Here is a 24462-nt window from a genome sequence, read left to right as displayed (position 1 = left end):
TCCAGTCGCTTGTCAAGATCCGTACGAGGACACGTAGAGTCACAGACCACACCAGACCCCATCACGCACTGGTCTACACCACCCAGGAAAGCCAAAAGAGGAAAAGAAAAGGGAAATGGGCCCACGGTAAAGCTCTATGCGGAATCGGAAAAACAGCCTTGGAAACCCGACTCGGGAACTCTTGAAGCCAGGAGGAAAGAATGCCGGAATCACCACGCAGTCAGGCCGAGGACGCCAAGAATCGGAGGGATATCGGCGGGGAGATCAACGCTCTTATTGGAGGGCACCGAGCGCTCACAGAGGCGCCCTGGTATCCCGCTCAGGTTGGCGACCGCCTCTTGGTCACCTACGAGGAGACCGAGCAAGATCCTCGGTGGACCGAGACATACGAGGTCGTTGAGGACGCCATCGACGGCCGCGTCCTGCGGCCTGTCGAGCACACCGCGCCGGACGCATCCTTGGCCGGCTGGTTCGCCGGACCGCCCGAGCTGCACGACGGCGACCCGTTCGAGACCCCTTGGATGGAGGCCGGCGCCGACCGTCTCACCGTCACCCGTCGCGGGGAGGTCGTCCACCAGGGCCGCCACGCCCTCGCACGGCCGGACAACGCGCAGCCTCGCCTCACCACTGCCGCGGGCGCCGACGGAGGCTTTGGGTGGGCCGTCGTCCAGGAGCGCGAGTACACACCCGCCGAGCTGGACGCCCTGCAACAGAAGATCATCAGCCGGACGCAGGAACTCGTCTGGGGTGACCAGGAGTAGGGGCGCAGCGAGGGTGCCGGCCTCTGTGCACGGCGCGCTCAGGGCCCGCCCCCGGCGTTCCGGGGCGGGCCCTGAGGGGGGTACTGACGCTACTGCGCCTACTGAACCTCAGTAGGCGCAGTATGGGTGTAGTCGCCGCTCCTGAGTCGCTCGCTGACGCGCTCTTCCAACCCGGGCAACCTCTTGGTCGGGTCGGGCTCGGTCAGTTCGGCGAGGAGCGCGCGGGCCACCTGGGCGAGGGCAACATCGGTCAGGTCGAGGTCGAGGGCGGCGCCGTTGCACCAGCGCTTGAGCGCTTTGTGCAGGGGAGGAACCAGGTCGACAGTGAGGCGGATCGGCGCTGTGCGGATCGTCTCGGCATGTGTGGGAGTCGCTTCCTCCTCGTCGACGAAAGCATCGGCGCCTTTCTTTCTACGGCGACGGGTCGGAGTCATGCTTTTGCCTTCTCCCATTCGGTCAGGATTTCGCTTGCTGCGGCCGGATAGGTGGTTCCGGTCGTATCAATCGGATTCCCGTACGCCTGCCGGTACAGGTCGTCATTGAAGCCGATTACGGTTTCCATGACACGGAATCCTTTTTCGGTGAGTGCATCTCGGTATTGGGCGTCCGGTCCCGTTTTCGTCGCGTACGGCCTATTGGTTCGCGTGAGTAGAACCATTTCCACCATTGGGTCACGAGGGCGGTCTAGTTGTTCACGCATATCGCGTGCTTCATTCAGCTTCTTTCGGAGCTGCCGCATAGTGCGTCGCACCTCGATTCCGGCGGGCGCGATAGGGAAAATCCAGACGTCGGAGTAGACCAGGGCTGAGCGCCCGATGGCCTCGTGATCTTCGAGTTGGGGCGCGTCGACGAGGATCGTGTCGCGGCCGGCCTCCAACTGGCGCAGGGCTCGGTGCAGGGTCGTGATCGCTTGTCCCACCACTGGGAACGACAAGCCGTCCGCGTCCTGCATCCACCCCAGACCCGAGGCACCCTTGTCAGCGTCCGCCACTACCGGGTCACGCCCCATTTCCTTGAACGAGGCGGCCAGCATCATGATCGTGGTCGTCTTTCCGACGCCGGGCTTGACGCTCACGGCGGCGATCCGCAGCACAGTCATGCACGTACGGTACTGCGGCTACTGCACCTCAGTACCGTACTCAGCGGTCCCTCGCCGGAGGCAGAGACAAAAATCGAACAGGAGCGCTCGAATTCGAGCGCTCCTGTTCGAATCTCATCGCCGTAACCCACTGAGGGCACTGCACCTACTGAGGCTCAGTAGGTGCAGTGCCCTCAGTTCACGAGTCTGTCCGCGTCACCAGTCGTCCACGGGCATGCGGTCGCCGGCCTTGACTGCGGCGCACCGGGTGCAGGTGCGGTTCGCGCACGTCTCTTCCCTCGCGTTGCGGCGGTACTCGGTGCAGTGGGGCGCGCGCCACGGGTACGGGACCGCCTCCGCCGCCGCCTGTACCGCCGCTCGGGCGTGGGCGAGTGCCGAGGGGTCGTCCTGGTCGTCCAGGAGCCGTAGGGCGCGGCGCAGGGCCTCCTTGGCTGCGGTGGTGTTGGGGGCGCGGCGGGTCTGTGGCATGCGGTGGTGTTCCTCGGTTCGGTGGTGGGCGGCTACAGGTCGAGGACGGCGCGCAGCGCCTGGTCGACGCGGCCCATCGCTGCGGGGTCGATCGGGCCGACGCACTTAGCGCCGTCGAACCGGGTGACGCGGAGCTGCTGGACGTTGGCGACGACCGCAGTGCAGGGGAGGGGGTCTCCGATCGTCACGGACATGGCGGTGTCGGGATAGCGGCCGGGTGCGTGCAGCACGACCGCGAGCACCACCCCGTACGTCTCCTCCAGGCCGCTCAGGGAGATGATCAGGACGTTGCGGCCGTCGCCCAACGTCCAGATCTCGCCGCGCCTCACAGGGCGTCGCCCTCGCCCGCCAGGTCGTCGCCGAGGCCGAGTTCGGCGAGCTGCCGCGCGCCGTCGAGAACAGCGGCACGGCGCGCGGCGCGCACCACGTACGCATTCACGCTCAGGCCGGCCTCCGAGGCGGCTGCCTTGATCGAGGGGGCGAGATCCTCAGGGAGTCGCAGAGTCATCGTGGTCACAGTCATGACCTCAGACTAGCCACCGGCTCACGGTGGCGTAATGCGGTTGCAGGACCTACCGCAGCAGGGCGCCGTACGAGGCGCCCTACGAGGCGTTGTACGAGGTGCTCTACGAGGCGCCTTTCGAGGCGCCCTACGAGGCGCCTCATCCTGGTGACCCGGATCGACAAAGCAGCAGATCACAGCTTTGGTCAAGGGGCACCGACGGCGCCGACTACTTCTCTACAGAGGGGTCTGGCGCAGTCGGACCCGTACCGGCGTCCGCTGCGGTCATCAGGTCGCGCCTCTGGTCGCGGCTCTGGTCGCGCCTCTGATCGCATCTCTGATCGTGCTCCTGGTCGCGCCTCTGGTCGCACCGGAGGGCCGCAACGAATCGCGAAAACCGCAGACCGCAGGGCCTGCGGAAGGGTGTCGGCCGCGCCGACTACTTCCCTACAGAGGGGTCTGGCGAAGTCGGACCCGATGCCGGCGTCCGCTGCGGCTCCTCGATGAGCACCTCGTGCCGGAGGGCGCGGCCGGCCCTTCCCGTACGGCGGGCTGAGCGGCCCGGCGGACGGCCGGCTGGTGTCGCTGCGGGGCGGGGCGGCGCCGAGGGTGCCGGCCCCGCCCCGCCCGGGTCACAGCTTCCGGAGACATCCCTGGGGGACCTGACCACCCTGTACAACGCGCCACAGGTGCCCGCCGCCGCACTCCTGGTAGGACGTGCCGCTCTCGGTCCTGCCGATCGCCACAACGCACGACGTGACGACGTCGCCGCGCCTCAGGTAGTGGTGCACGGGCGAGCTGGGTGTGGCCACCGGTCCCTCGTTCCACGCAGGCCTGCGCACGGCGACCCGCACTTTCGCCTTCCACTGGGTGGCGCACGGTGCCGAGGCGTGCCGGGTGGGCGGGGCGGCCGAGGCCTGCGGGACGGCCAGGGTGCCGGCGAGAACGACGGCCGCAACCGCCGCTGTGGTGATCGGTCGTTTCATCCCCGGACAACTCCCGCGACCGCCCGTCCCGTCACGGCCCGGATCCGAAGATCACCCATCCGAGGAGCCCGGCGGACCGCCGGCTACTTCGCTACGGCGCCCCCATCCGGTGTCCCAGCGATGCCCGGCCCGAGGGTCCGCCGGCCTCTCGGGTCGACGACGTCGCGGTGCCCGACTTCCCCCAGGAGTGCGTCAGGTTCGACTCGTTCGGCGGCCAGAAGCCGCGGTGCGGTATCGGTCGGCTCGGTCGGCGTCATGCTCCTGGCGGTGGCCGGACCGGTGCCGAGTTGGCGTCGCGCGGTGCTCATGACGGGAGCCTCGCATGCGCACGCACTCACGCGAGACACAGAGAGCGGGCCCGCACAGTTCGTGAACTGTGCGGGCCCGCTCTCACAATGGGGATTCAGGCTCCGATGCCGACCGAGGAGACGTAGGCGTAGGCAGTCCAGTCGGAATCCAGGTCGCTGATGATGTCTTCCCAGATCTCATCCATCATGCCGTCGTCCTGGTCGGCCCACGCGTCGACCAGGTCACCCCACACGTACCGGACCGTGATACTGCGCTCGCTGACATTCGGGCGGGAGCGTCCCTCGACTACGGCACTCTGGTCGATCGGGTAAATCTCCATCCGGCGGCCCGCGCCGTTGTTTTCGAGATGCCGTTTTAGCCATCCGGAACGGATCAGGTTTTCCCGCCGCCGCGTCCAATAAGCGTTGTCCAGCTTCTGGAGATTTTCGGCTGAGGGAGACGCCTTGCCCTTGAACCAAGATTTCATGGCGCGGTCGGTGACTCCCTGCTCCCGCAGTGCCTCGCGACCTTTCGCACTGTTCAGGTAGCGCAGACGGGCGTTACGTCCACGTCGGGACGTCAGCGGGGAGGAAATACCGGACTGGTAGACGATGCGGTTGAGTTCCATGATCAGGGCCTCACCGCCCTTCATGCCACGGGCACCGTACTTTTGCCACTCACCCCAGCGGCGCCACAGATCAGACGATCCAGTCATCGACTACCCCCGAGAACATAGGTCTTCTTTTCCTTCACCTGACTGAGGTCCCGCCCTTCCGGGAAAACGGGGCGCCAGTCCCCAGCGATGTGGAGTTCATCCGTGCCGGACATTTCCACAATCATCAGACCGGCCTTGTATGCCTTGTAGGCTTTCCGCCACAGGTTGGTGAATGCCTTAGACCGGATAATGTGCATCCAGTCAGGTCGACGGATCTCAGTGTTCGCGCTGGATTCGCCGATGGTGGACACGAACTTAGAATACATGAATTTGACGTACGTCTCGGCGATTTCGTCATTCTCGGCGATGGCGGTTTTCCGGACCTCGGCGAGGGCGCGGCGCATCTTTTCCAGCAGGTTTTCCGTTGCTCCGGAGACCAGGGCGCGATGGATCACCGGTGCCTCGCACAGGTCCCAGTCTGCGCAGTCCAGCAGCGTGCGAACCATCGAGTCGGGCACCCACAGCTCTCCGCGCTCTTTACGGTTTCCCAGCGGGCTGGGGAGGTCTGCGTGTTCCCATTCAGGCGGGGTGATCAGGTAGACGCCCGACTTTTTCGCATCGTGCATGCCGCTCGTGTCCTCGATCAGTTTCCCGATCGGGAGCCACGTTTTGAATGCGGACAGGTAGGCCGCATTCATATCCAGGCCGGTGACCTCGATTTGAGCGCCGCTCTTCACCAATTCGAGTGCTGCCGGATTCCGCCACTTCGGGCGCCCTTCCCAGATTTCATCGGCAGTCTTCTGTGACTTCTTCTGGAGAATCCCGTCCGTCGGCGGGAATTTCGAGTGCGCGTATCGTCCACCGACCCGCGACTTTTCAAAGAGCGCCATCACGTCCGGGATCGCGCTTTTTGTGAGTGCCTCTTTCGCCGCGTCTACGTCGCCATTGTGGGCGGTCAGCGCGTACTCGATACCGGCGTTGATCTGGTCGACCAGCGAGCCGGAGGCGTACCCGGGCGCGCTGCGCGGTGCAGCTGCCGGTGCGGGCTCGGTCGGCTCGGGGGCCGGCCGGAGCTCCGGCGCGGGGTCGACCGGCGCGGCCTCGGTCGCGGGGCCGTTCGCCGCCTCCTCGGCCGCAGCGACGGCGGCGGCGCATTCGGCGGGATCGAGGTGCTGCGGGTAGCCGTCGACGTCGTCACGGGCGGGGTACCCGCACAGCACGCAGGGCTGCGGCTCGGCGTCGACCGCGGATTCTGAGGCCTCGCTCGGGTGCCGAACCGGTGGGGCAGCGAGGGGCGTTGCCGAGAACGTGTCGGGCACCACAGGCGCCACGGGGACCGCCGGAGCGAGCGGGATCGAGGTCTGAGCACCGTGGGACAGTCGGTCGGCGGCGAGCACGCTGACGGCGTGCGTGGGGCCGGCCAGGAGATCCAGCACCGACATGCCGTAGTGCGCGGCGAGCCGGTCGACGTCGTCCAGTGACCAGTGTTGCTTGCCGGTCTGTTTCCGGGAGACCTGCGCCTGCGCCTGGTCGATCGCGTTCGCCAAGTCACCTTGACGCTGGCCGGTCCGGCTCATGAGCGCAGACACGGTGAGCCTCAGGAGTTCCTCCGTACTCATCATGGATGACACTCTAGCATCCTGAATACTGAAACAGTATTCAGGATGCTGATTCGGTTCACGTGGGCCGCTGACTCTCGTTGCGCGTGAGGTACTGCACCCAAGTGACCTACTGAGTGTCAGTGGGTGCAGTGCCCTCAGTGCCTCACTGGCCCGTGGAATGAGCGTCGCCCCACCGATGACGGATCGGTGGGGCGACGCGAGGAGTCCCGAGCCCCCGCTACGGGGGAGGCCGGTGTCGGCCGGCGGGCGCCGGGACTGGCTATGTGGTCGTGACCGCCAGGAGCAGCGTGACGACCAGGGCGACGGCTACGAGCACCAGGAGCGCGGCCTCAGTCACGGCTCACGTCCAGGTCGGCCCAGACGCGTTTGCCCCACCGCCGTGCGCCTGATCCTTTCAGGTCGGTGCCCCAACGGTCGGCGAGTTCGTCGACCAGGAGGAGCCCTCGGCCACCAATGCCGCCGAGGGAGGGCGTGCGCAGGTGTGGCAGGGCAGCGGGGGCCCGATCGACGACGGCGAGCTGTACTCGGTCGTGCGCCGGCCGATCGATCGAGATCCGCAGGGCGGGGCCGCGCGCGTGACGGACCGCGTTCGTCACCAGTTCGGACATGAGAAGCGCCGCTGTGTCGGCGTGAGCGTCCAGGCCCCAGACGGCGAGGGAGACCCGTACGAGCCGCCGGGCCTCTCCGGCGGACTCCGGAGTACGGGCGAGGGTGAGGGAGTAGCCGGGGTAGCCCGTGCTGCGGGGCTCCGCCTCGCCCGTGCCAGGGAGGCGGTACAGGGCCAGGAGTGCCCGGCACTGTGTCGCAAGATCGCGGATGTAGGAGACCTCGGTGCGGTGCGGGGCGTCCAGGAGAATGCGAGTGACGCTGACGACGTGCTGCGCGGTGCGCCGCTGCTCACCGCGCATCCGGGCCGCGCAGGCCTCAACCTCGGGCATCAGTAGTTGGATGTGCCCGCGCAGGAGGCCGAGGAGCTGCGCGCGGTCGTCCGGCGAGGGCGGCGTGCGCCACCCGTTCAGGCCGGCCTCGTACGACCGGCGGATCCGGTTCGCGTCGATCTCGGCGAACTGGCTGTCCTCGGTGTCCTGTTCGCCGAGGGGATGGGGCTCGGTCCGGCTCACCGCAGGGCCCCCTCGTTGCCGCGCGCCGACTCGTTGCGGGCGAGGGGGGAGAGGTTGACCGCCTCGGCGTTGAATGCCTCGGCGAGGTAGCGGCCAACGTCGCTGCCGTGCAGGAGCCGGTGCGGGGTGCCGACCGCCTCCATCCAGGGCGGGGTGTCCCACCGGACGTCTCGGCTCGGGGGCAGGGCGAGCCACCCATCGGGGCCGGTGCGGGCGACGACGTCCGGGTGCACGAGCGCGTACCGGCCGGTCGCGGGCAGTACCAGGAGAACGGCCTGGTCGTCTCGCAGGAGGCACGGAACGGGGGTGACGGTGTCGAGACGCGTCATCGCGGCCATCCCGATGCGGGACGGCACGATCACCGCGTCGAAATGGGTCGTCGCCGCGATGAGGGCGGCCCCGGGCGCCGTCTGTAACGCGCTGTCCGCCGTGGCTGCGGTGAGCGGGGGCAGCGGTTCGAGCAGCGGGTGCGCGCCCGGAGCGGGACAGTTGGTGTTCTGGCATGTGCAGCCCTGCCGGGGGCGGTAGCGGTGCCCCAGGGTGAGTCGCCAGCCCAGCGCGATGTACGCGCGGAGGGCGGTGCTCGGGTCGCGGGTGTTGACCGGCTCCATAGCCGATACCCCCATGTGATCACTCGGATACGGGTGGTGACACATTCGAGGATCGGGCACGAAAACACCTGCGCCCCCTAGAAAAACTAGGGGGCGATTTAGGGGCAAACCAGGATATCAGTAGACGAGTTCCATGTTCCTGATCAGACCGGAGAGTTCGGACGCCTGCGAGGGCACACCGACGCGGGCGAGATCGGACACGAGAGCGCGGCTCATCGGGTCGGCGTAGACGTAGTACGGCGCGTCCGCCGCTGCCGCGCGCAGCTGCACGACGGCCGCCGGGCTCTTGCCCATGCGGTGCAGGGAACGCGCCTTGTCGATCGCGTAGTGCGTACGGCGCTCCTTACTCGGCACCTCGCCGACGTCGACCGTCCGCACCTTCTTGAGTCCCTTGTCCGGCTGGTCGACCTCGACGCCGGCCTCTGCCGCGTGCACGGCGACGACACCCCGCCCGAACACCGTGTGAGCGTCCAGGTCGTACCAGCCTTGTCCGAGCCGGTCTGCGTCGGTGAGGGCTTCGTCGATCCGCGCCCACGCGTCCGCCGTCTGTCCGCCCCGGGCGTGGGCGATCGCGCACCGTAGATGCAGCGCGCCGCGCAGGCTCACCGCCGCGTCCTGCGCGCCTCGTCCGGTCGCGTGCGGTTCGAGGTCGGCGAGGGCGGCGTCCGCGATCGCGACCGTCTCTCTCAGCGACGCCTGATGCAGGAGCGCGCCGCACCGGTCCCACGCAACGGCACCCTTCACCACCGGATCGTCTAGGCGCGTGGCCGCGCCGGCCGCGACCTCGGCCGCGACCCACGCAAGATCCGGATAGCCCAACTGGTTCAAACACATGCGCGCCGTACGGGCCGCGTCGACAAGGAGGCGCAGCGCCTCCTCCTTGTCCGCGCCGCCCTCGGCGGCCAGGAGCGCGGTGTTGAGGTCCTCGACCATGGGAGGTAGGAGCGTCGCGACCTGTGGCAGGTTCGCCGCCTGGCGGGCGGTGTTGGCCTTCCCGGAACGCTTCCGCAGGGTCGCGAGGTCGACCGCGGGGCCCTGCGGGCTCAGTCCGGGATGCCCGGACAGGATCAGGCCCGCGCGGCGCAGGCCGGTGCGCAGTGCGGGGATATGGGCGTGGGCGACGTTGCCGCCGCCGTTGCGCTGTAGCCGGTACGGCTGCCCGAGCAGCCAGACCACGTCCACATCGCACCGGTCGGCGATCGCGGTGATCACGGAGTACCGGTCAAGCGGCTGTCGGCCGCTCTCCACGTTCGCGATCCAACTCTCCGTATGACGGAGGGAATCGGCGAGTTCCATTTGCGTCAGACCGGCAGCGTTCCGGGCGACCCGTACCCGCATGCCGATGTGTTCGTCACTAGCGAGAGGCATACTGACTCCTGGTTCTGACTCGACATCAGAACGGTACGCCGAACGGGCCCACACACGCTCTTTACTGAGCATGCGGGGCCCGTTCTGCCGTACTGCGCTTGGAACTTCTACGCCTACTGCATGTACTGACGTTCAGTAGACGCAGTAGCCACATTGCGGCCCCCTGTGGCGCCGTACGGGCCGATCTTGACTCCCTGCGGCGAACGGGTCGCGAACGGGGAGATCGGCGCGCACAGGCGCACTCAGGGGGCGCGCTGAGGTCAGAACGGCGCGTTCTCCGGCTGCCGTTCCTCGGCTGCCTTCGCTGCTGCGACGATCTGATCCCGGGCTGTCTCCCAATCGGCGATCACGGAGTTCCGGTCGGTCTCGGCCTTGATCCGGCACGTCGCGCAGAGGCCGAGGGTGACCGCCCGCTTGCCGCACGGCTTGCCGCCGTGGCCGGGGCACTTGCCATCCTCACTCGCGGTCGCGGCGATCGTGGCGTGGTGTGCGGCGTACTCGCACGTCTCACACGTACCGCCGCCGCGCACAGCACGACCGCATCCGCTCACGCACTTCGGCCAACCCAGGCAGTCGCCGCACACCGTGCCGCCCGGCGAGTCGGCCCGGCACTCCGGGCACTCCCCACGGGTGCGCCGCGCGATCGAGTCATTCACCGTGCGGTCGGCCGCGTTCGGCACGGACCGCTCCCCAGCCATGGGCCTGTCCTCGCCGGTCGACTGCCCCGGCAACATCAACATCGCACTGCGGGGAGTGCGGGGCAGTTTCCGGATCCGGTCTGCGATCACGGCGCCTGCGCTGACCCGGATCGGGCCGTTCAAAGGAGCGCTGAGCATCGATACCAGGTCACTCACCCGCCACGCGTCGCCTGCGGCCTCCGAGTCCGCGATTCGCATGTCGAGTTCCCGAGCCTGGTCGAGGAACGGCTTCCCAGCGAGTTTGAACGTCTCGTTCAGGCGCCCGACCCGAGCAAGCACTTCCATACCCGGAGTCGTCTCCCGACCGCCGTCAGTCGACATTCCGGGCGTGGCCGGTACCGCCCCCTCGTTGCTGCTGCTTTGTGGTGTGGCATCGGCCGCCGCCGGGTCGCCACCCTCGGCCGTCGGCCGCGCTTCTGCCTGCTTCTCCTCGGAGTCGACCGCGCCCGTCCGTCCGTCCGTTTCGTTCGCGCGCGGGTCCTCTACCCCCACGGACGGACGGACGGGGGGGGAAGCGGGTTCTTGAGGTGGGCTCTCGACAACAGGGATCTTGATAAGAGCGTCACCCATGACCCCAGGGGTGGCGTCACCCATGACCCCAGGGGTGGCGTCACCCATGACCCCACCCCCCCCGCTAGAGGTGGCGTCACTGGTGACGCCACCTTCGACCTGGGGTTTCTTCTTCCGGCCCCCCATTGGCTCGATGCCAGCCGCGCGCTTCGCTTCCACTCGCGCCGACACCCGAGCCTTCGCCACGTCGGCGGCTTTCTGGCCCGACTCCAAGGGGTCGACCCACTCATTCCGCCAGAATTCGGCGTCGCGCAGCACGTAGATGTTCGCGTCGTTGATCTTCTTGGGGTCGGCGCCCTCCGTCACGGGGCGGGTCTGCGCGTGGACTGTCCACAGTCCGGCGCATTCCCCCTCGAATACGGTCCGGTCCAAGGTCTTCTCGGACACACCGAGCTGGGCGGCGAGTTCCGCTCGCCAGGGCTTGCCGCGGCTGGTGTCGCGGGCGCCGACGTCGGCGTACGTCACGAGGATTCCGTACAGAGTCCGCAGGTTGGTGCTGTAGCGGGGGTCGCACATCCACTGCGACACGAACTGACCGAACGGCAGACCGCCGCCACGTCGAACCTCCGGGCCATACCGTCCCGGGTTGTATCCACCCGTTCGCACGGGGATCCTTTCCGGTCTCCCGTCGGAGTGTCCGCGTGCCAGTCGTTGGCGCGGGTACACTGCCGGAAGACCTAGCCGGTCGACCCGCCGTGCAGTTCCGGGACTCTCACCTCTCGGACGGCGGGTCTTTTTTTGTACTGGTAGTGCAGGTGAGGTTACGCCCTGTGCGACGGGCGCCGGGTCACCTGGGGCTGATCGTGGTCTGTATGCCGCTCACGACGGCGGCCCTGCGTACGGCGGGCAGCAGCCTCACGGCGTGATCGGCGCCGCGCAGCAGTTCGGGCACCGGAATGCCGTAGTGCCGCGACAGTTTGTCGAGGTCACCGAGCGTCCAGGACGATCCCTTGGGCCCGCCGCCCTGTTTGCGCGACACCTGCCCCTGGCTGAGCCCGAGGCCTCGCCCGAGGTCGGCTTGCGTCTCGCCGGTTGCGTACATGAGCGCCGTCACGGTCACCCGCAAGTAGGCCTCTGTACTGGACATATGGGCAACTCCCATGAGGTATGCACTGGGTGCATGACGGGTGCGGATCACTCGGACGCGGGCGAGGCCGGCGGTGTCCCGGGGGCAGGGTTCGGGCGGCCGGTGAGCCTGAGGACGTCCGCAGGCGTGATCGTCAGGTCGTCCGCCGTCAGCAGCGCCTCGGCGAGCGCGGCGACCTCCGGCCACAGCGCGCTCACGTCCTCGCGGGCCCGCTCGGTGACCTGATCCCAGGTGGCGCCGCCCTGCGGTACGGGTCCGGAGAGGGCGAGTTCGTACCCGCTGCGCGCCAGGGTGGCCACGGCGACGTCACGGTCGTTATCTCCGGCGACCTGTGCGGCGACGTCCGCCGTCAGCAGCCCCGCCTCGGCGAGGTGCCGCCGTTCGGCGATCGGCCCGGCGGCGCACTGGACGGCGAACGCGAACTCGGCAACCCATGTGGGGTTCCACGTCGTTGCGCCGGTCTGGATCAGGCCCGGGGCGGGGCCGTCCGCCTCGGTCTCGATCAGCCGGACGCGGGCGAGGCTCATGCCGTACGTCATGCCGACCAGGGCATGGGCCGCCTCGTGGAACGCCAGACCCTCGCGCTTCTGCGCCACGGTGAGGAGCGACCGTTGCATGACGCGGGTGTCCGGCAGGGAGTCGAGGTCGAACGGCTCCGTGGGTTCCGTCACCGTGCTCACCGTGCTGTCTTCCGGCGGGCCGATCGGTTGTCCCGCAGTACGGGGATGCCGGCCTCCTCGAACCACCGGTAGAGCACGGACGGCCCGACCTGCGCGAGTTGGCGGATGCGGCTCCGGCCGGCACCGAGGCGGGCCGCCTTCACTGCGGCGGGCTTGATCTCCGTGGTCAGGATCTCCTCCGCCTGCGCGAGCAGCGCGGCCCGGCGCGCGCCTGCGTCTTTGACGGCCCGTAGTGCTGCCGCCTGCTGTTCCTCTGGGATCTCGGTCACGCGACGAAGCATAGCGAAAAGCACAGCCTGTGTCGTGGTTGCACTGCCGGTGTTTTTTGTGTCATGGTGGTGCTGCCCCGGAAACGAGGCGGCCCCCGGCGAGGTGTTAGCGCACCGATGCCGAGGGCCTTGATCACCCCACCTACCTGCATAGGAGGGCGATCCATCGTGGATCGTATCGTCACGCCCTTGGGCGTGTTGCCCATGGTCCGGCCCTGCGCCGGCCTCAACGACCTCATCGAGGACCAGGAGCGCGAGGACAACGCCCGCGGCCCGGAGCCCGAGCCCGAGAGCGTTCTCCGCGCCGTCATCCGCCGCCCCGTGATCGGGGGGACGTCGTGGCGCTGAGCGACAGGCCGGCGATCTCCATCGCCCCCGGCACGAGGCCGGACCCCCAGTTCGAGACCACCTACCAGGCCTCGCGCGGCGGTTCCTTCCCGCCGGCGAACCAGCCCGCGCCGGGCTCCGGCGACAGCACCGCCGACGGCCGCAACTCCGGCCTGAACGGGGGGCAGTCCAAGTGACGTGCTGTGGAAAGCAGATGCAGCAGCAGGGCGACAAGCTGGTGTGCGGCGGGTGCGGCGGCTGGTTCATCCCCGGCGTCGTCCCGCTCACCGGCCCCACCACCGCAGCGCAGTGCAGCGGAGGTGAGCGGTGACGAGCGACCAGGATCGCCAGATGGCGGCTCAGGCCATGGAGGAGGCGCGCCGACAGGCCGCCGCCGATCTGGCCGCCGCGAACGAGGCCGCAGAGCGGCTCTCCCGCCTACTCCAGACGACCGGCGGGGGTGCCCGATGAGGAACCCCCTCTCGTTCATCTTCGCCGACCCCTCCCAGCACGGAAGTAACGGCGACACGATGGGCCGCCCCGCCCGGAACGCCCGTGAGGCGGACCGGCAGGGATGGGCCAACTCGGACCGCACCGACGGGTTCTCGCGCGGTGTGGAGAGCGGCGGTCGCCGCCGGCTCTTCGGCCGCAAGGGCTCCTGACCCATCTGACCCACCGAAATCCCTCGTCACAGCAGGCACTCGCCCGGAGTATTGACGGGTGGGCGGAGCCGCTGCGACTGCCCCGGAGTACGGCGTGAGGCTGCCGGATCGACTCCGGCCCGGGGCGCCACCGCCCAACAGGGCGGCCCTGCCCCCGACTTGAGAGGACGTCGTGAAACCCGAGCTGATCACCCCGGCGGAACTGACCCGCTGGGCAGAGGAGTGGGAGCGTTGCGCGGCCCGCGCCGAGGCCGGAGCCCGCGACGGAGAACGCGTCGCCAACGACCCTTCGAGCACCGACTACACCAGGTCGTGCGCGCGGCGGGCCGCCGAGATCGCCCGTGGGCACGCGGCCGAGTACCGCGCCGAGGCCCTGGTCATGCGCGACGGCGAGGTGCCCGAGCCTTACTGGCACCTGTACGTGACGGCCGACCCCGACACCCCCCTGACCACCGACACGATCCCCAACTCCCCCCAGCACGACGGAGGACACCGCACGTGACGACCATGACCGACCCGCGCGCCGAGGCCGCCCTCACGCGTCCGCCGGAGCCCGCCGCCCCCGAGGCGCCGGCCGCCGGGACGGACAACACCGGCCGCGCCACCGAGAACGACCCCGAGACCTCGGCCGAGGGCGCCTCCTCGGCCAAGCCGCGCCGCCGCCTCATCACGATCATGTGGATCATCGCGGGTGTCGCGACCCTGGCGGGCCTGGTCGTCGCAGGGGTCGGCTTCGGCCTCTCCTACGACGCGTTGGTCGACGCGGCCCGCGCCTGGGGGTTCGGGCCGATCGGCTCCTATGTTTTCCCGATCGGGGTGGACGGGCTGATCGTCGCCCTGTACTCGATCGCGTTGGTGCTGGCGTGGCGACAGATGCCCAAACCCATGCTGCTGGTCGCCGCGCACATCACCACGGGCGTGACGATCGCCCTCAACGTCCTCGCCGCCGCCGACAGCGCGCCCGGGAGCCCGGGGGTGTGGGAGGTCGCGCAGACGGACCCCGGCCGGCTCCTCGCGCACGCCTCAATGCCGATCGCCTACGTGCTGTTGGTCGAGGCGGCACGCCACCTGATCATCCGCACCGCCCGACTGGAGAGCGGAGAGCGCGGGCTCACCCTCGCCGACTGGGTGCTGAGGCTGCCCACCACATGGTGGGTGTTCCGTACCGCGCAGACTCACCCCATGCCGTATGCCGACGCCCGGAAAATGCGCCGTGAACTGGCCATTCACCGTGTGTGGATCCAGTACCGCGAGGAGATCGAGGCCGCCCGCCGTACGGCTGCCGACAAGGGCGAGACGTTCGACGAACACGACACGGTGACTGTGCTGGACCGGCTCCCCGATCTGCTTGCCCCCTACGGCGTCACGGCGGCGGAGGCACTGGCCCTGCCCGACCAGATGCGCGCCCGTGAGCAGCAGCGCCGCGCCGACCGTGAGCGCGCCGAACAGGCTCTCGCTCACAAGGCGGCGGCCGACCGCCGCGACCGTGAGCACGCTGACAAGCTTGCCGAACTCGCGGCCGAGGCCGCCGAGATCAAGGCTCAGGGTCAACTGGACGCGCTGCGCGCCACGGTGGACGGCGAGAGCAAAGCCGCGGTGTACCGCGCCGCTGCCTCGGCAGACACCGCCGGCATCGAGGCCGCCGCGCAGCGCAGCCGCGCCGAACGGACGGCGACCGAGGCGCAGCGCCGCGCGGAGGTCGAGGAGGCGGCCGAGGAGTCCGCGCGTACGGCGGCGGCCCGCCGCAAGGCGGCCGAGGATCAGAAGTCGGCTCTGGTGATCGAGGAACAGAACGTCCGGCGGCGCCAGGAGGTCGCCGAGGGGCAGCAGCGGGCCGCCGAGATCGCGGCCGCAACTCAGCGCACGGCGCGCGTCACGGCGGAGAACGAGGCCGCTGCCGCCGCCGCCCTGCGCAAGGCGAATGAGGACCGTGCCGCCGCTGCGCGCGCCGAACTGGTCGCGCGCGCGGCCGAGGACGCGGCCGGCCTTTCCCAGCGGGAGCGCAACATTCGCAGGGTCGCCCGGTTGATCGTGACGGAGGCGGGCGGCATGGCCCTGCGGATGCCCCTGGCGAGGATCGAGGAGGTGTTCGGAGTCGCCAACGGGACCGCGTCCGGTTACCGGGATGAGGCTGCGCAGCTCATCGCCGCCGGGTACGACCACCGCAATGACCTGCTTCACCAGACGTGACGGACGACCGGTCACCGGTGAAGGCCCGCGAATTCGGGTCACGTTGTCGGACCGGCCTTTTACCCTCACGGGACGTGATCGTTCCGTGGTCCGGCGGGGATTGGGCCCCCGCCGGACCGTCCTCCCACCAAATGACGGCACGTCACCAGAGAGGCCACCGACCAGTATGACCCGACGTACGACAGAAACCAGCGGTTACACCCGCACCGTCCTCCCTCCCCTCCGGCACGAGTGGAACAGCCAGACCGTCATGTGGCGGCGACTGTCGCTCCTCGGCGGTGACGAGCTGCGCGTGCGCGCGTTCCTGTGGCGGGTGCTGGGTGTCGGCGCCGCAGCAACAGGGAGGCAGCAGTGAGCAGCAGCAGCGACGACTGGTGGGCCGCGAAGGACACCGACATGAACTCCGGCGACCAGGGCCAGGAGGACAGCGGGGCCCTGGCGGACGCGGCGGCGGACCTGCGGTACGCGGCCGAGGTCATGCGGGACGCGGCCACTCCGCCCGCGCCGGCGCCGGAGTCGAACTGGGATTTTTCGTGGATCACTGAGATGAGGAAGCGCAGCGACAACGGCTGGGCTTTCGTGACCGCGCTTTTTTCATTCGGCCCGGCATGGCTGCTCTTCCTGGTGACGCAGCGATTCGAATTCTGGACGGCTACCGGAATCACTCTCATCGCATTCGTATTCATCGGCGGGTGGCATCTGCGCGTGGAGCGCAAAACGACTCGGCTCCTGACTTGGAGCCTGCCGGTGGGACTCGCGTACTACGCGCCCGTGGCAATCGTGTTCGGACTCGCAAAAGGTCTAGTAGGGGGTTAGGAAATGCGTACTGTCACTCTCGGAATGTTCACCGTGGGATTCCTCATTCTGATTGCGCGGGTGGGGTGGTTCTATTTCAAGAGCAAGTCCCGCAATTGGAGTGACCTTCTTCCGTTCGGTCTCTCTGCGCTTTCCTTTGCGGCGGCGGGTGCCTGCGCGGGAGGAATCATCGGAAGCATCATGCAGTGGGCCCGCGAAGGGGTCGGTAAGGCCGGTGACGTCGCTCTCGAAAAGGGCACCGGAGCCGCGCACACGGAAATCTCCCGTCCGGCAGAATTCGGCACGCTGACGGCGTACGGCGCGGTCATCATGCTCGGCCTGATCGTTCTAATGGTCGTCCTTTTCAAGAGCGCCAAGAGGAAGCCGAAGAAGGAAATGTGGTGGGGCGGACCGACTGGCCTGACCCTCGGCCCGTTCCTCGGCGCGGTCACCGTCACGCCGCTGATCAACTGGATCGGCGAAATCGGCATCCACCAGCCGTTCTTTAGCTGATCGACCCGCGCGGCCCGGACGGATTCCCCCGTCCGGGCCGCGCCCGTAGCCCCCTCGAACTAGGCGCCGGAGACACCGAGATGAGCACCGAGCCCACGCCCACCGACCTGGAAAAGGAGACCTCGGCCGAGGCCTCCGCCGTGCCCGAGACAGCGAGCGCCATCGAGGAGCCGGCCGACCAGGCCGCTCCCGCCCCGAGCCTCGCCCGTACGACCGTGAACCGGATCGGCGCCGGAGGCCGCAACGCCGGGGCGAGCCTGCGCCACGTCCTGACCACCGGTCACCAGAGTGACGATGAGATCCGGCGTCTCCTCGTTCAGCGACAGTTCGGCGCGTACGAGGAGGTGCGCGACACCGCCCGTGAGGAACTGGACGTCGTCCACTCCCGGATCACCAGGCTCGAACGCATCGGCGCCGAGGACGGTTGGACGCCTGAGCAGCGCCAGGAGGTCAAGGTGTTGCGCGAGGAGCGCAAGGGCCGCGCGTCCGCCCTGAAAGACCTGATGAAAGCGCCGTTCGAGCCGATCCAGCCGACCGCCGACCAGATCAAGCGCGCCCGCCGCGCGGGCAGCACGCGCCGGTTCGTCGCCCTCCTGGTCGTGATCGGCCTCCTCGGTGCGCTGCTCGTCTCGGCTCCCCAGCTCCTGCTCCTGGCGCTCCCCGTCGCCGTCGCCGTCCTGTGGTGGCTCGGCCGGCGACCGCCGACGCTGGTTCAGCGCCCCGTCCCCGATCGGCTCCTGGCGCAGCCCGCACTCGCCCTGTCCGCGCAGGGCGGTGTCACCGCGGCCGGTGTCGAGGAGGAGCCCGCCCCGTACGCGATTGCCGATGCCAGCACGTCGGAGGAGGCGGAGGAGGCGCTGCGCCGCGCGATCGTGCGCGAGGGCGGCGAACTGCGCGACGTCATCGACGGGCGCCGGGAACCGTGGGGATGGTCGGCGCGCGCACGGTTCCTCTCCGGTTCACCCGAGGCCTTGAACGAGGACAAGGTGTACCGGAACCTGATCACCACGCTGCGCCTGCGCCGCAATGGTCTGTTGATCGAGGTGGACCCGGAATCCGGCGACGTCTGTGACGTGCGGATGCTCCTGCGCGACCCCTTCACGCCCGAACTGGTCGGCACAGTCCCCTACCGGCCCCCGCTCTCGGCGGCGATCCGCGATCCGTTCGATCTCGGCGTGGGGATGGACACGACGAAGCTGATGTTCAGCCTCGCCGGGCTCATGCTGCTCATGGTCGGCGACTCCGGCAGCGGAAAGAGCGGCGTCATGCTCGCGATGGCAGAGGCCGCCACCTCCACACGGGACGCCGTTGTGATCAATATCGACCCCGTCGGTACGGGAGTTGGCGAGTTGGGGCCCGCGATCACGCTGAACGCCTACATGGATCAGGACCGCATTGCGGCCGTATTCGATTTTCTCATTCAGCTCTGCTCGGCCCGCGCTCGGCAACGAATGGCGTACGGGTGGGGCAACAAATGGCGGGTCTCCGAGGAGCATCCCGCAATGTGTGTATTCGTCGACGAATGGCCGCAGCTCAGCGAGAAGAACAAAAAGAAGCTGATCAAACTTCTGCTGCTGGCCCGTAAAGAGGCCATCTGGTTCTACGCGGGAAGCCAGTTCGGCACCAAGGAACACCTCGGCGAGGCGATCGGCCCCAAGCTCAAGGGGAAGTTGCTCGGCGCGTCCCGCCGGGTCGACGTCACCGAGCTGCTCGGCGGCGGAGCGATCGCAGAGGGTTACCGGCCTGACCTGCTTCAGGCCGCGACCGAGACCGACCCTGGCGACGCGGGACAGATCTACGCCCACGGCCTGCCCGGCATGGCCAACCGGCCAACGCGCTTCCAGGTTCGCGAGATCACGCCCGAGCATGCTGCCCGGGTCGGTGCGGAGCGGGCGGCGGCCGGCCTGCCTGACGTCACGCACACCCTCACCGAGGCCGGAATGATCAAGGAGTGGAACAAGCTGCTGAAAGCGGAGGGCAGCACCGCGCCGGGAGGTCCGAGCGCGGGTGGTGGGGATGACGAGCCGGACGTGCCCCGCGTCCTCCTGGTCATCGCTGAGGCGTTCGTCCAGGAGGACGATCCGGAGTACTTGACCCTGGATCAGTTGCACCGCTACCTGCGCAAGGACGACGTGGGGAAGTGGGGCCGCTGGGACGACCGCGACGACCAGGGCCGGCTGAGGGAGCTGGGTAAGGCGGTCGCCCGGGAGCTGCGCAACGCGAAGGTCGACCTGGCCTCGGATCGGATCAGAGAGGCCGAGGGACAGCCCCGGGGGTTCTACGCCAACGCCGTTCAGCGCGCCCTCGCCAACGGCTCCTGATCGGCCCGGTGATCGGCTGGCCATTGGCGTTGATCGGCTCACCGCAGCCGATCAACGCCAATGGCCAGCCGATCAGAAAACCATTGCTGACCTGCGGAAACCAATCGATCCGATCAAGTCGCCGCACCCCCCTGGTTCACCGCGGATTCGGCCCCTGGGGAGCCTGAACGGGGGGCATCCGCTCCTGATCGGCCAACTGGCCGCCGAACCGCGTCAGTCCGAATTGCGCCGCCCGCCCCTGGACGCCTGAGACCATCAGACACAACCCACCTGGAGGCCCCACAGATGTTGCTTGCCGACCCGTCCCCAGTCCCGTCCTCCGACCCGTGCGGCCTAGTCGTCGGCGGGGCCAAGGACATGTGCCAGGGAGACAACGCGCCGTCAGTCAAGGGGCCCGCCGACGCAGTTCTCAACCCCCTCGACTCGGTCGCCCACACCGTCGCCGATGGCGCCGCGTGGTGTATCGAGCGGGTGGGGAAAGCCCTGGACGGGTCCGCGACGGTGGATTTCACGAGCCTCGCGTTCCTTAAGCAGTACGCCATAGTGTTCGCGGCCTCCACGGTCCTGACGCTCGTGCTGTGGCTGATCGCCGTAGCCAAGCGAGCGATGCGCGGCGCACCGCTGACAACGGCGATCGGCGAGGCCATCGGCCTCCTGTGGCTGACCGTGCTGGCATCGGCGTTCACCCCGCTGATCCTGCAAGTGATCGTGTCGGCGACCGACGCAGTCACCACCGCCATGACCGGCACGGACGGCAGCATGCCCGCCCTGTTCGCGAGCATGGCGGACACACTGCGTAAGGACGGAGACATCGTCGGCGGCGGCCCGATCATCCTCATCGTGATCGCGGGCGTGACCATCCTCGCGGCCGGCCTGCTCGGTCTGGAGTTGGTACTCCGGGCCGCCGCGCTCTACCTCGGCGCTCTCCTGGGAGTGGTGGTGTACACCGCGCTTGTCGACCGCAACCTGTGGGGAAAGGTGCGGCGTTGGGCCGGAATCATGGTCGCCCTGATCATGCTGGATCCCATCCTCAGGATTTCCCTCGGTATCGCGGACGTGTTCACCGACGCGCAGGGACCGGACGCAGCTCCGGTGATCGTCGCCGGAAACGCGGTCATCATCATTTCCCTGGCCGCCGGTGTCGCGATCTTCAAATTCGTTCCCGGATACGGAGACGAAATCGCCGCCGGGCTCGCCATGCGCGCCACGATGGGAGCCGGCCGCGCGGTCGGCAAAGTGGGTGCCTCCGCTGCGGGTGTCGTGGCACAGGGAATCCAGACGCACGGAGGGCGCCCGGCGGAGGGTGGCGGGAAGAGCAACAGTGGCGGCGGGAAAATCAACCGGGTGAACGGCGTATCCGACGGTATTTCGACTCACGGCAACCGCGGTCCCGGAAAGCAGAAGAAAGACGGCGACTGACCTGCGCCGCGTATCCTGATTCCCTGAGTGTCAACAGGAAAGGGAGACCATGAAGGAAGAAGCCGCAATCGAGAGCGCTCGGGAAGTCTGGCCAGAGGCGGAAGGATTCGAGACCGCTCCCGGCGGCTGGACATTCCGGGTTGGAGGCGGATACGCGTGGATCACAGACTCCGGCCGAGTGGCAGCAGACCCCGAAGGAATTCGGAGCCACGCACGTAAGCGCATCACGACCAACTGACCAATCCGGATCCCGTATACGGATACAGCAAAGGGGCCTACGGAGTGCCGTAGGCCCCTTTGCTGTATCCGTATTTCCTACTGGTTCAAATTGGTAAGGACGGGCGGCATTCGGTCGCCCCTCACGGTCGTCATGGAAATGACAGCCTGTCCGGTCTGAAGTTCGTTCGCCAATTCAGAGGCGGACCACCGTTGCCGCTCCTCGCGGCGGACCGTGACGGATTTAGCCGTCACGTGCTTTCCAGTGGCGATTTTCTTCAACGCGTGCCAGACCTTTGTCATGGGTTCCTCGGCACGGATCTGCCGGTGGGTTACCATTTCCGTTTCCACCCACTCAGTTCCCCATGCCGACGCGAAATGCTGGGCATCCCACGGGCTCACACCCACGCACGCAATGCGACAACCCACCGCCGCCAATAGGTGATCCCTCAGACCCTCCGGGATTTCACTCAGAGTCCGCAGAGTAAACAGCACACCCGCATTGCTCGTACGGAGTTGTTGGAGACCCCGCAGGCACTGAGGGGTGATTGCCTGCGCCGCGTCCTCCAGAACCAGGAACGCGAATAGGGACCGGTCCCGGCGGGATGCAGCCCACAGAGTGAATTGCGCGAGGACAAGCCGGGTCAGGATGCGTGCGGCCTCGGCGTGTGCGCGCTCCGGCAATTCGATGCGGACTCGGATGGGCTGATCGAGGTGCTGAAGCGAGAGCACCCGCCGCGCGTCGGCCGCGCCCTCCGACGCGTGCGGAGCGATGAAACCGTGGAAGGCCGGACGGTCCAACAGAGCAACGCGGGTGGCCAGTTCCTCGACAGCCCCCCCAGGGGCCGCTGAGCGCCGCTCGAACGCGTCCAGGTCCCGCCGGTGGGCACCGAGCCCCCGTTCGTCCAGGGCGGCCCGCAGATCGGCGCGTGCGGCCTCGTCGGAAAGGAGGTCGCGCAGCTCGGCGACCCCGGGAAACTCGCCGTGCACCGAACGCCACGGGCCGATGAGCTGGGCCAACGACATGGAGGCCCAACGGCTGTCCCCGCCCGCTTCGGCGAGGTCGCCGACCAGGGCCTCGGCGAGCACCGAGGCCGCCTCGTCCGGGTCGTCCAGGCCCGCGTACAGGTCGAGGCCGTGCGGGACGCTCGCGTCACCCACGCGCAGCACCACGTCGAAGGCGCCCCGAGGAACGGCCGTGCCGGAGGACGTGACCGAGACGACCGCGGCCTGGCCGGCCAACGCCTGAAGACACAGCGACTCGACGACCGGTCCCACGATCCCGGTAGCCGCGTGCGCGCCCGGCGACCCGACGACCAGCGCCGACGTCGACAACACCGCAGGTTCGAGGGCGACTCCGGCGCCGCGATACGCCTGCGGGTTGCGGTCGGAGTCGGCGGCCGTGCCGATCCGCACCTGACGTAGGGCCAGGTCATGCCGCCCCATACGCGCCGGGAGGTCGCGGGCGCCCGACCCGTGCGCGCAGGCCGCTGCGCCCCGCGCCCGGACCTCCTCGCTGATCTCGGCACGCGACCGCCCGGACCGCCACGCATGGTCAATCCGGGCATAGTCGACATCCGTCATCCGGCCGTCGCGCAGCTCGGCGGAGAGTCGCTCGGCGACCTCGACGGCGCCGTCCGCCCGCATCTGAGGCCACAGGGCCGGATCGGACTCCGGGTCGGGCGCACGGGGCGCCGCCGCCTCGGCAGCCACCGCACGGGCGTTGGCACGCCCCACAGCGGCACGCGCACGGCGCAGCAGCTCGGGCCAGCCCCCGAGCCGGCCGAAGAACACCGCGATGCCGATAAGCACGACCGCGTAGTACGACCAGCTCGCAACCACGAAGTACATGCTCTGGTACCAGCCGTCCGGCGTGATCAGCATGAGCGGCCAGAGCCAGTACGGGCCGAGGTAGCCGTTGTAGAGAAGCGACCAGACGAACCAGGCGACCAGGGCACTCGCCGCGCAGCCAAGGGCGAGCTGACGCGTGGGCACCCTGCCAGGGTCATCAGCCTCACGAGGCTGATGACCAAAGCGCCAGATGCCCGGATCAGCCGACGGACGCGGCATCCGCAGCCACGCGACCAGCGGACTCGCCGCCCCGGGCTGCGCTGGCACCGGAGAAGCGACCGGCCGAGGCGGGGTCGCCGGACGGGGCGGCGGCGCCGCGCCCTGCGGCGCCCTGCGCTGCTCCTGGTCGTGCTGCTCACTGTCCACGGGTCCCCGTCGTCTCCCTCGTCTGAGTTCAGTCCGAGCCTCCCAACTTATAGGCGAATTGGGCCCCTGAGCCGGTCTCGCGCGGCGCAGAACTGAGGGCACTGCACCTACTGAGATTCAGTAGGTGCAGTGCCCTCAGTAAGGTCAGTAGTGGGCGTGCGCCTGAGACGAAATCACGCGCGCCCGAGATCATCAAGCACGCGCGTGAGACGACTACAAGTCGACATGAGACCGCCCTCAGCGCGTCCGAGATGCCCGCGCATAGCAGCGATTCACGGCCCTTTCTTCCTTGTTGCCGATGCCTCTCCCTTCAGACTCTCCAGAGAGAAAGCAGGACGTTCCCGAGACCCTCCATATAGAGAGAAAGGGAATCGCCCGGAAGGAAACTGGAAGAGCAGACGGAGACTAAGATGTTGTATTTCCCTCCTCGATAATCGCGCGGCAAAGGTCGACGCAATCAGAGCAGATATTCACCCCTGGCCCCGAAATCAAATGCTCGACTTGATTCCGACTCTTTCCGCAAAACGTGCATGAGACTTTTGCAGGCCCGTATTTCAGGAGTTCCGCACAGATAATCTCGCCCATTTCCCTTTTCTTTTCCTCTTTTGGCTTTCCTGGGTGGTGTAGACCAGTGCGTGATGGGGTCTGGTGTGGTCTGTGACTCTACGTGTCCTCGTACGGATCTTGACAAGCGACTGGACAAGGGCCCCTCGTTGGCTGCATACTGTAACTGCAAGGGAGCGCGGGAGCGCGACCGGTGGCCGGAGGTCCCGCAGGGACCGGAGGGCACAGACCACCGGATCAGCGGCCGATCAGCTCTCTGACCAGCGGAAACGCCACCGAGAAGGGGGCGAGGAACCCGCAGAAAGGCCGGCAGTACGAGGAGCCGGCCCGCAGGCCCCGGACCAACCGGGACCACAGAGCAGTCACCGCAGGTGACTGCCAGCCGGGAGCACTCCCCCCGGCGCCGCGCAGCGGTGCGGCCTCCTTGGGAGTGACGCAGTCACTCCGCGTCAT

Annotated in this window: 30 protein-coding genes; 12 read left to right on the top strand and 18 right to left on the bottom strand. The window is 68.3% G+C overall.

Features of this window, described 5'->3' with window-relative positions; all coding sequences use genetic code 11:
* Positions 1–338 precede the first annotated feature (338 nt).
* On the top strand, positions 339–761 hold the full coding sequence (locus OG352_RS39850) for a hypothetical protein (protein WP_329224293.1): 423 nt from the start codon (positions 339–341) through the stop codon (positions 759–761).
* 98 nt (positions 762–859) lie between these two features.
* Here the strand turns inward: OG352_RS39850 and OG352_RS39845 are convergent, their stop codons facing one another.
* The 15 genes from OG352_RS39845 to OG352_RS39775 form a co-directional block, all read right to left on the bottom strand.
* Positions 860–1195 (bottom strand): hypothetical protein, encoded by a 336-nt coding sequence (locus tag OG352_RS39845; RefSeq protein WP_329224291.1) that lies wholly within the window; start codon positions 1193–1195, stop codon positions 860–862.
* The gene (locus OG352_RS39840) at positions 1192–1860 is read right to left on the bottom strand and encodes a nucleotide-binding protein (RefSeq protein ID WP_329224289.1); all 669 of its coding nucleotides are present in this window, start codon (positions 1858–1860) and stop codon (positions 1192–1194) included. The genes OG352_RS39845 and OG352_RS39840 overlap by 4 nt, the downstream gene beginning before the upstream one ends.
* A 195-nt stretch (positions 1861–2055) precedes the next feature.
* Complete coding sequence (locus tag OG352_RS39835; RefSeq protein WP_329224287.1) at positions 2056–2328, bottom strand: hypothetical protein; 273 nt, start codon at positions 2326–2328, stop codon at positions 2056–2058.
* Positions 2329–2360: 32 nt separating this feature from the next.
* The gene (locus OG352_RS39830) at positions 2361–2657 is read right to left on the bottom strand and encodes a hypothetical protein (RefSeq protein ID WP_329224285.1); all 297 of its coding nucleotides are present in this window, start codon (positions 2655–2657) and stop codon (positions 2361–2363) included.
* On the bottom strand, positions 2654–2851 hold the full coding sequence (locus OG352_RS39825) for a toxin-antitoxin system HicB family antitoxin (protein WP_329224283.1): 198 nt from the start codon (positions 2849–2851) through the stop codon (positions 2654–2656). Before OG352_RS39825 ends, OG352_RS39830 begins: the two co-directional genes overlap by 4 nt.
* A gap of 611 nt (positions 2852–3462) precedes the next feature.
* Positions 3463–3816 (bottom strand): hypothetical protein, encoded by a 354-nt coding sequence (locus tag OG352_RS39820; protein ID WP_329224281.1) that lies wholly within the window; start codon positions 3814–3816, stop codon positions 3463–3465.
* A gap of 403 nt (positions 3817–4219) precedes the next feature.
* Complete coding sequence (locus tag OG352_RS39815; protein WP_329224279.1) at positions 4220–4756, bottom strand: hypothetical protein; 537 nt, start codon at positions 4754–4756, stop codon at positions 4220–4222.
* A 59-nt stretch (positions 4757–4815) separates the two neighbouring features.
* Positions 4816–6381, bottom strand: coding sequence for an acyltransferase (locus OG352_RS39810; RefSeq protein WP_329224277.1), 1566 nt, complete (start codon positions 6379–6381; stop codon positions 4816–4818).
* A gap of 329 nt (positions 6382–6710) precedes the next feature.
* A complete protein-coding gene (locus OG352_RS39805; RefSeq protein ID WP_329224275.1) occupies positions 6711–7502 on the bottom strand; it encodes a DUF6415 family natural product biosynthesis protein in 792 nt (263 codons plus the stop codon).
* Complete coding sequence (locus OG352_RS39800) at positions 7499–8128, bottom strand: hypothetical protein (RefSeq protein WP_329224272.1); 630 nt, start codon at positions 8126–8128, stop codon at positions 7499–7501. Before OG352_RS39800 ends, OG352_RS39805 begins: the two co-directional genes overlap by 4 nt.
* 102 nt (positions 8129–8230) lie before the next feature.
* Positions 8231–9481 carry a helix-turn-helix domain-containing protein gene (locus OG352_RS39795; protein WP_329224270.1) on the bottom strand — a complete coding sequence of 417 codons (1251 nt, stop codon included), beginning with the start codon at positions 9479–9481 and terminating at the stop codon, positions 8231–8233.
* A gap of 260 nt (positions 9482–9741) precedes the next feature.
* A complete protein-coding gene (locus tag OG352_RS39790) occupies positions 9742–11214 on the bottom strand; it encodes a hypothetical protein (RefSeq protein WP_329224268.1) in 1473 nt (490 codons plus the stop codon).
* Between the two features lie 322 nt (positions 11215–11536).
* Positions 11537–11836, bottom strand: a complete 300-nt coding sequence (locus OG352_RS39785; protein ID WP_329224266.1) for a helix-turn-helix domain-containing protein — start codon at positions 11834–11836, stop codon at positions 11537–11539.
* 47 nt (positions 11837–11883) lie between these two features.
* Positions 11884–12507, bottom strand: coding sequence for a hypothetical protein (locus tag OG352_RS39780; protein ID WP_329224264.1), 624 nt, complete (start codon positions 12505–12507; stop codon positions 11884–11886).
* 5 nt (positions 12508–12512) lie between these two features.
* Entirely contained in the window at positions 12513–12785 is a 273-nt protein-coding gene (locus tag OG352_RS39775; protein WP_329224262.1) for a hypothetical protein, read from the bottom strand.
* 168 nt (positions 12786–12953) lie between these two features.
* Between OG352_RS39775 and OG352_RS39770 the strand changes: the two genes are divergently transcribed.
* From OG352_RS39770 to OG352_RS39720, 11 genes are all read left to right on the top strand, one after another.
* Positions 12954–13133, top strand: coding sequence for a hypothetical protein (locus OG352_RS39770; RefSeq protein ID WP_329224260.1), 180 nt, complete (start codon positions 12954–12956; stop codon positions 13131–13133).
* Entirely contained in the window at positions 13124–13309 is a 186-nt protein-coding gene (locus OG352_RS39765; protein WP_329224257.1) for a hypothetical protein, read from the top strand. Before OG352_RS39770 ends, OG352_RS39765 begins: the two co-directional genes overlap by 10 nt.
* Positions 13310–13439: 130 nt before the next feature.
* The gene (locus tag OG352_RS39760) at positions 13440–13583 is read left to right on the top strand and encodes a hypothetical protein (protein ID WP_329224255.1); all 144 of its coding nucleotides are present in this window, start codon (positions 13440–13442) and stop codon (positions 13581–13583) included.
* Positions 13580–13774 carry a hypothetical protein gene (locus OG352_RS39755; protein ID WP_329224254.1) on the top strand — a complete coding sequence of 65 codons (195 nt, stop codon included), beginning with the start codon at positions 13580–13582 and terminating at the stop codon, positions 13772–13774. Before OG352_RS39760 ends, OG352_RS39755 begins: the two co-directional genes overlap by 4 nt.
* A 172-nt stretch (positions 13775–13946) precedes the next feature.
* On the top strand, positions 13947–14276 hold the full coding sequence (locus OG352_RS39750; RefSeq protein WP_329224252.1) for a hypothetical protein: 330 nt from the start codon (positions 13947–13949) through the stop codon (positions 14274–14276).
* 5 nt (positions 14277–14281) lie between these two features.
* A complete protein-coding gene (locus OG352_RS39745) occupies positions 14282–15964 on the top strand; it encodes a DUF2637 domain-containing protein (protein WP_329224295.1) in 1683 nt (560 codons plus the stop codon).
* Between the two features lie 166 nt (positions 15965–16130).
* Positions 16131–16319, top strand: coding sequence for a hypothetical protein (locus tag OG352_RS39740; RefSeq protein ID WP_329224250.1), 189 nt, complete (start codon positions 16131–16133; stop codon positions 16317–16319).
* Positions 16316–16780 (top strand): hypothetical protein, encoded by a 465-nt coding sequence (locus OG352_RS39735; RefSeq protein ID WP_329224248.1) that lies wholly within the window; start codon positions 16316–16318, stop codon positions 16778–16780. The genes OG352_RS39740 and OG352_RS39735 overlap by 4 nt, the downstream gene beginning before the upstream one ends.
* A gap of 24 nt (positions 16781–16804) precedes the next feature.
* Entirely contained in the window at positions 16805–17272 is a 468-nt protein-coding gene (locus tag OG352_RS39730) for a hypothetical protein (RefSeq protein ID WP_329224246.1), read from the top strand.
* Between the two features lie 80 nt (positions 17273–17352).
* Positions 17353–19593, top strand: coding sequence for a hypothetical protein (locus OG352_RS39725; RefSeq protein ID WP_329224244.1), 2241 nt, complete (start codon positions 17353–17355; stop codon positions 19591–19593).
* A 285-nt stretch (positions 19594–19878) separates the two neighbouring features.
* Positions 19879–21012, top strand: a complete 1134-nt coding sequence (locus OG352_RS39720) for a hypothetical protein (protein WP_329224242.1) — start codon at positions 19879–19881, stop codon at positions 21010–21012.
* A 315-nt stretch (positions 21013–21327) separates the two neighbouring features.
* Here OG352_RS39720 and OG352_RS39715 read toward each other — a convergent pair whose 3' ends face one another.
* The 3 genes from OG352_RS39715 to OG352_RS39705 form a co-directional block, all read right to left on the bottom strand.
* Entirely contained in the window at positions 21328–23223 is a 1896-nt protein-coding gene (locus OG352_RS39715) for an ATP-binding protein (RefSeq protein ID WP_329224239.1), read from the bottom strand.
* 627 nt (positions 23224–23850) lie between these two features.
* The gene (locus tag OG352_RS39710) at positions 23851–24030 is read right to left on the bottom strand and encodes a ClpX C4-type zinc finger protein (RefSeq protein WP_329224237.1); all 180 of its coding nucleotides are present in this window, start codon (positions 24028–24030) and stop codon (positions 23851–23853) included.
* A 216-nt stretch (positions 24031–24246) separates the two neighbouring features.
* The coding region (locus OG352_RS39705; protein ID WP_329224235.1) for a hypothetical protein at positions 24247–24462 on the bottom strand (216 nt) is incomplete at its 5' end.

It is taken from the genome of Streptomyces sp. NBC_01485 (genome assembly GCF_036227125.1).
Classification (GTDB): Bacteria; Actinomycetota; Actinomycetes; order Streptomycetales; family Streptomycetaceae; genus Streptomyces.
This window is presented reverse-complemented; position numbering and strand designations above follow the sequence as displayed.

Excerpts from the sequence above, each read along its gene's own strand:
- OG352_RS39845 (WP_329224291.1), bottom strand. The coding sequence starts at position 1,195 with ATGACTCCGACCCGTCGCCGTAGAAAGAAAGGCGCCGATGCTTTCGTC.
- OG352_RS39840 (WP_329224289.1), bottom strand. The coding sequence starts at position 1,860 with ATGACTGTGCTGCGGATCGCCGCCGTGAGCGTCAAGCCCGGCGTCGGA.
- OG352_RS39835 (WP_329224287.1), bottom strand. The coding sequence starts at position 2,328 with ATGCCACAGACCCGCCGCGCCCCCAACACCACCGCAGCCAAGGAGGCC.
- OG352_RS39825 (WP_329224283.1), bottom strand. The coding sequence starts at position 2,851 with ATGACTGTGACCACGATGACTCTGCGACTCCCTGAGGATCTCGCCCCC.
- OG352_RS39820 (WP_329224281.1), bottom strand. The coding sequence starts at position 3,816 with ATGAAACGACCGATCACCACAGCGGCGGTTGCGGCCGTCGTTCTCGCC.
- OG352_RS39815 (WP_329224279.1), bottom strand. The coding sequence starts at position 4,756 with ATGAAGGGCGGTGAGGCCCTGATCATGGAACTCAACCGCATCGTCTAC.
- OG352_RS39810 (WP_329224277.1), bottom strand. The coding sequence starts at position 6,381 with ATGATGAGTACGGAGGAACTCCTGAGGCTCACCGTGTCTGCGCTCATG.
- OG352_RS39800 (WP_329224272.1), bottom strand. The coding sequence starts at position 8,128 with ATGGGGGTATCGGCTATGGAGCCGGTCAACACCCGCGACCCGAGCACC.
- OG352_RS39795 (WP_329224270.1), bottom strand. The coding sequence starts at position 9,481 with ATGCCTCTCGCTAGTGACGAACACATCGGCATGCGGGTACGGGTCGCC.
- OG352_RS39785 (WP_329224266.1), bottom strand. The coding sequence starts at position 11,836 with ATGTCCAGTACAGAGGCCTACTTGCGGGTGACCGTGACGGCGCTCATG.
- OG352_RS39755 (WP_329224254.1), top strand. The coding sequence starts at position 13,580 with ATGAGGAACCCCCTCTCGTTCATCTTCGCCGACCCCTCCCAGCACGGA.
- OG352_RS39745 (WP_329224295.1), top strand. The coding sequence starts at position 14,282 with ATGACCGACCCGCGCGCCGAGGCCGCCCTCACGCGTCCGCCGGAGCCC.
- OG352_RS39740 (WP_329224250.1), top strand. The coding sequence starts at position 16,131 with ATGACCCGACGTACGACAGAAACCAGCGGTTACACCCGCACCGTCCTC.
- OG352_RS39730 (WP_329224246.1), top strand. The coding sequence starts at position 16,805 with ATGTTCACCGTGGGATTCCTCATTCTGATTGCGCGGGTGGGGTGGTTC.
- OG352_RS39725 (WP_329224244.1), top strand. The coding sequence starts at position 17,353 with ATGAGCACCGAGCCCACGCCCACCGACCTGGAAAAGGAGACCTCGGCC.
- OG352_RS39720 (WP_329224242.1), top strand. The coding sequence starts at position 19,879 with ATGTTGCTTGCCGACCCGTCCCCAGTCCCGTCCTCCGACCCGTGCGGC.
- OG352_RS39710 (WP_329224237.1), bottom strand. The coding sequence starts at position 24,030 with ATGGGCGAGATTATCTGTGCGGAACTCCTGAAATACGGGCCTGCAAAA.